Source organism: Pseudoalteromonas sp. (genome assembly GCF_041613455.1).
Taxonomy (GTDB): Bacteria; Pseudomonadota; Gammaproteobacteria; order Enterobacterales; family Alteromonadaceae; genus Pseudoalteromonas.
In genome coordinates, this window is sequence record NZ_JBFJHD010000215.1 from 1 (window position 1) to 5,003 (window position 5,003).

3 protein-coding genes and 1 pseudogene are annotated in these 5,003 nt (G+C 42.1%); all 4 read right to left on the reverse strand.

What is annotated here, in order from left to right:
• Positions 1-478 precede the first annotated feature (478 nt).
• Positions 479-2,263, reverse strand: a complete 1,785-nt coding sequence (locus ABYB02_RS14500) for a choice-of-anchor I family protein (protein ID WP_372763122.1) — start codon at positions 2,261-2,263, stop codon at positions 479-481.
• Positions 2,264-2,392: 129 nt separating this feature from the next.
• Positions 2,393-3,751, reverse strand: coding sequence for a bifunctional UDP-N-acetylglucosamine diphosphorylase/glucosamine-1-phosphate N-acetyltransferase GlmU (gene glmU, locus ABYB02_RS14505; protein WP_372763123.1), 1,359 nt, complete (start codon positions 3,749-3,751; stop codon positions 2,393-2,395).
• A 299-nt stretch (positions 3,752-4,050) separates the two neighbouring features.
• Positions 4,051-4,473, reverse strand: a complete 423-nt coding sequence (locus ABYB02_RS14510; RefSeq protein ID WP_372763124.1) for a F0F1 ATP synthase subunit epsilon — start codon at positions 4,471-4,473, stop codon at positions 4,051-4,053.
• Positions 4,474-4,487: 14 nt separating this feature from the next.
• Positions 4,488-5,003, reverse strand: a pseudogene (locus tag ABYB02_RS14515) (F0F1 ATP synthase subunit beta); the annotation flags it as partial.

The window sequence follows — 5,003 nt, forward strand, 5'->3', positions numbered from 1 at the left end:
CAATTGAGACTCTAAATTTGTTTGCCTCACTTAGCGAACTAAGCTTGGCTGTTAGAACTCAATCTGTACGAGTGCCCACACAGATGATTGCTTTATATTGTTAAAGAACGTTGCGACCGTGTCGCTAGGGATGCGTATAATACATCCTTTATTTTTCGAGTCAACACTTAATTTTAAACTTTCTTTTAAGAAGATTTAAAACCGAAGTTTTACTTAACTCTGTGAGTTGTTCGTGCCTCGCTATGCGTTGGCGTTTCCCGTCTCAGTGGGGTCGCATTATAGGGAGATTCGAGCGGGGGTCAATGTTTTATTTCAGCTTTTTGACAATTAAATGAATATTGTATGAAAGGCATACAAATAAAGGGCTACAGGCTTATTTTAGCTTAAAAAACACACGTTTTATTCGCTGTTATTTAGCTAATAATTACATTGTGGAATAAGCAGTACATTTAGTCATCGCTGTACTGCTCTATTGGTTTTAATTTGCTGCTATTTGCCATACAGCTATAGAGCCTGATATCTCATTACCTACTATAAGGAGTGGTTCACCGCTAGCACTTTGCTCAGCGGCTACAAACACCATACCTTCGGGTGCCAGATCACCGGTTATCTCTGCACCTTCTATTAGGCCCCGGTTATAAAAGTAATCTTCAAATTTAACCTTGTATGGGTTAGTAATATCATAAACCATAATACCGCTCATTCGTTCTAAGCCTATAAAAGCAAATGTACGCTCTCCAATTGTGCCTATGGTTAATGCTTCTGGCTCTGCACCTTTATCGTCTGAGCGTGTATCACCTTTATTTTCGTCTTCATTATTATTAAACGCTTCGCCGTGTACTGAGGCTGTAATACGAGCGATGTCATCTTCAGAATCAAATACCACCAGCCCATTACTATCCCAAATAGTAAATGAACGTGCCCCGTAGGCGTATAATGATTCGTACTGACCATCGTTATTTGTATCCCCCTTTGCTGTGGTTACTTTTAATCTACCAATATTGTAATCATCATTATTTAAGTAAGCAAAATTACTGGCAAGAGTTAAATCTTCAACACGGCTTTCGTCTATATAAGCAAGGCAACCGTCACTTTCATCAAAATCTAGCCCACCTTTGGCTATACAATCAGCTTCATCGCTGGCAGCAAAAAAGTATTCGCGTGCATCTCCTTCGTTGGCAGAAATAATAAAGTTGGCACCTTTCCAGCTAAAACTGGCAATAGTATCTGGCTGATACATGCCATATAAGCCTGCATATGACTTAAAATTAATACCGCCGTCTTTGTCTGATGCGTCAAATTGCAGATTTTCCCAGTTTTTATAACTAAGCCCTTTTAGCTCAAGGGAATGATCTTCAAGATTAATGATGGCTAGTGCATTGTTTTCTTGGATTGAGACATAAGCATATTTATTGTCTTTTGAAATGCTCACATATTCGGGCTCTAAATCCATCGCCACCGTGGTATTGATTAAATTGCCATTAATAGTACGTCCAGTAGGATTAGCAAACACTAGGCCCTGTGCTTCTAATTCTGCTTGCTGATTATTGTAGCCTTGAAAGTTGATGCTCAACGCGGTATCTGCAATAGCGCCGTTATTAATATTTATAATGCTAATTGTGCCTTCGGGATCAATACTGTAATCCCCATTAGGTTCACCTTCATTGGCGACCACTACTTTTGTGCCATCATGGCTAAACGTAACCATGTCGGGTAGGGCACCTACTGTTACATTTTTAATAAATATGGATTGTTCACCGCTGATATCATAAAACGCTATTTGACCTGGCTCACCAACTGCTTTAGCTGCCATAGCAACGGCGAGTAACTGGTTATTTTCATCTATTGCTAAACTATTTGCATCACCTGGCGTGTGAGCGTTCAAGCTCAGGGTAATGGCAGATGTTAAATTGGTACCGCTGACAATGCCTTGGTTATCTTTTACTAATGCAGCGGTGTCGAACATATCGGCAGGAATGATATTAACAACAGCGGCATCGCCTGAACTATTAATAGCGTAAATCCACTTTTTAGATGCTTGGTAGGCGACTATTTCTGCGGCGCCTTCAGGGCTTTGTGCATTGAGTACTGCACGGCCAATAAGGTTGATATTTAACGCAGAACTTTCATTAGTACCATTTTGACCCGCAGTACCTTGCTCCCCTTTAATACCCTGTATACCATCGTGCCCGTCTTCACCTTCCAGTGAGCAGCCTGTTAGTATAGATAAGAGAGCAACTGCGATGAGTGATCTTTTTAACATTGTAATGTTCCTTGTTGTGGTGTTGGCAAAAATAACAACACACACGCATTACAACGTTATGGCACTTTAAATTAATTTAGATAAAAAAAAGCGAGTTTTAAAACTCGCTTTGACATAGAGGGTGACAGGTTATTTCTTAACGGGGCGTTTCCAGCCTGTTAAATTACGCTGTTTAGAGCGTGCTATTGCAAGTTGTTCATCTTCAACGGTGCTGGTGATCACCGAGCCTGCACCAATCGTAGCGGTTGCACCAATATTGACTGGAGCAACCAATGATGAGTTAGAACCGATAAAAGCATTATCACCGATAATCGTTTTCGCTTTATTTACACCGTCGTAGTTACAAGTAATTGTGCCGGCGCCAATATTCACCTTTTCGCCAATTTCGGCATCGCCTAAGTAGCTTAAGTGATTTGCCTTAGAACCTTTGCCTAAACGGGTTTTTTTCATTTCGACAAAATTACCAATGTGCGAGTCTTCTTCCATAATGGCGCCTGGACGTAAACGGGCATAGGGGCCTAAGGTACATTTAGCGGCAACCGTGGCATCTTCAATTAATGTATTCGCTTTAATAACAACGTTATCGCCAACAGTACAATTTTTAAGTACGCAATTAGGACCAATCTCAACGTTGTTACCAAGCGTTACGTTACCCTCAAAAATAACATTAATATCAATAAGAACATCTTCGCCGGTTTTAACATTGCCCCGTACATCAACGCGGGCAGGGTCGGCGAGGGTGGCACCATTTAACATCAGTTCTTCTGCTTGCCATGCTTGATAAGCACGTTCAAGCCCTGTAAGTTGCACGCGATTATTGGCGCCTTCAACTTCCATTGGGTGATCTGGCTGCGCTGAGGTTATTTCTACGCCTTCACTGTGCGCCATAGCAACAATATCTGTTAGGTAGTATTCACCTTGGGCATTATTGTTAGATAAGTTACCTAACCAGCTTTTAAGTAGTTTACCGTTAACCGCCATAATACCGGTGTTTACTTCGTTTATTAGTAGCTGCTCGGCGCTGGCATCTTTTTGCTCAACAATACCCACTAGCTTGCCATCCACACGTAGCATGCGGCCATAGCCATTGGGGTTAGCTAAATTTACGGTCAGCACTGCTAGGCCATTTTTAGGGGTCACCGCGAGTAAGCGCTCAAGCGTTGATTGTTTGGTTAACGGCACATCGCCGTATAATACTAATACTGTATCTTCATCATTGATATATGGATTAGCTTGAGCAACCGCATGGCCTGTGCCGAGCTGATCAGCTTGCAGTACCCAATTTACGTCGTTATCGGCTAGTTGCTGTTGTAATAGTTCGCCGCCGTGTCCATACACTAAATTAGTGGCTGATGCGCCTAGTGCTTTGGCGTTATCAATAACATGCTGCACCATCGCTTTACCTGCAACTTTATGCAGTACTTTTGGCAATGCAGAACGCATACGAGTGCCTTTACCCGCTGCGAGAATAACCGTAGAAAGAGACATTAAAACAATTTCCTTTTTTCGTTGTTTTAGCTAATAAGTGCGCTAGGGTACACAGTAGATTGCGTAAATCACATCGTGTGCAAATACTCAGTAGCTTAGCTGCTGACGACTGAATCTTGACTGAAACACACTGACACTTGATTGAATGGCGTTATTGTAACGGGGATTACAGATCGATATAAGTAATAAAGGGCAAATAGTGAACACAAACCGTAAATTCATAATTTTTCCCTAGCTTAGGTTTATTTTGCGCACAAAAAAGCCCACGAAATGTGGGCTTTTAATAAAACCAGATAGGCTTACTTTTTACGTAATTGCTGAATAATGCGTAGCTGAGCAATTGCTTCAGCTAATTGCATTGCCGCTTGATTGTAATCAAGCTCTGCAGATGCACCTTTCGCCATTTGTGCTTCAGCGTCACGTTTAGCGGCTTCTGCAGCTTGTTCGTCTAGGTCTTCACCACGAACCGCTGTATCAGCTAACACAGTCACTAGATTAGGTTGCACTTCTAATGTACCGCCAGCAATATAGATGAGTTCTTCTTCACCAAACTGCTTAACTAAACGTACCATACCAGGTTTAAGGGCAGTAAGTAGTGGAGCGTGACCAGCATTAACGCCTAACTCACCTTCACTACCAGTAACTTGAATTGATTCAACACGACCAGAGAACAAACTCTGCTCTGCGCTTACTACATCAAGATGTACAGTCATAGCTGCCATACTCCCCTCCTAAGTTACATGCCTTTGGCTTTTTCTTGAGCTTCTTCGATAGAGCCAACCATGTAGAACGCTTGCTCTGGCATATCATCAAATTCACCGTTTAAGATGCCTTTGAAGCCAGCAATTGTATCTTTCAGTGATACGTATTTACCCGGCGCTCCTGTAAACACCTCTGCCACGAAGAATGGCTGAGATAGGAAACGTTGGATTTTACGTGCACGAGATACAAGTTGCTTATCTTCGTCAGAAAGCTCGTCCATACCTAAGATTGCAATGATGTCTTTAAGTTCTTTGTAACGCTGAAGAACTGTTTGAACGCCACGTGCTGTATCGTAGTGCTCTTGACCAATTACTTGTGGGTCAAGTTGACGTGAAGATGAATCAAGTGGGTCTACCGCAGGGTAGATACCAAGTGACGCGATATCACGTGAAAGTACTACTGTTGCATCTAAGTGAGCAAAGGTAGTTGCTGGAGATGGATCCGTTAAATCATCCGCAGGTACGTATACCGCTTGGATTGAAGTAATTGA

Bases quoted from the DNA above. Each gene is read 5' to 3' on its own strand.
- ABYB02_RS14500 (WP_372763122.1), bottom strand. From the start codon at position 2,263: ATGTTAAAAAGATCACTCATCGCAGTTGCTCTCTTATCTATACTAACA.
- ABYB02_RS14510 (WP_372763124.1), bottom strand. From the start codon at position 4,473: ATGGCAGCTATGACTGTACATCTTGATGTAGTAAGCGCAGAGCAGAGT.
- glmU (WP_372763123.1), bottom strand. From the start codon at position 3,751: ATGTCTCTTTCTACGGTTATTCTCGCAGCGGGTAAAGGCACTCGTATG.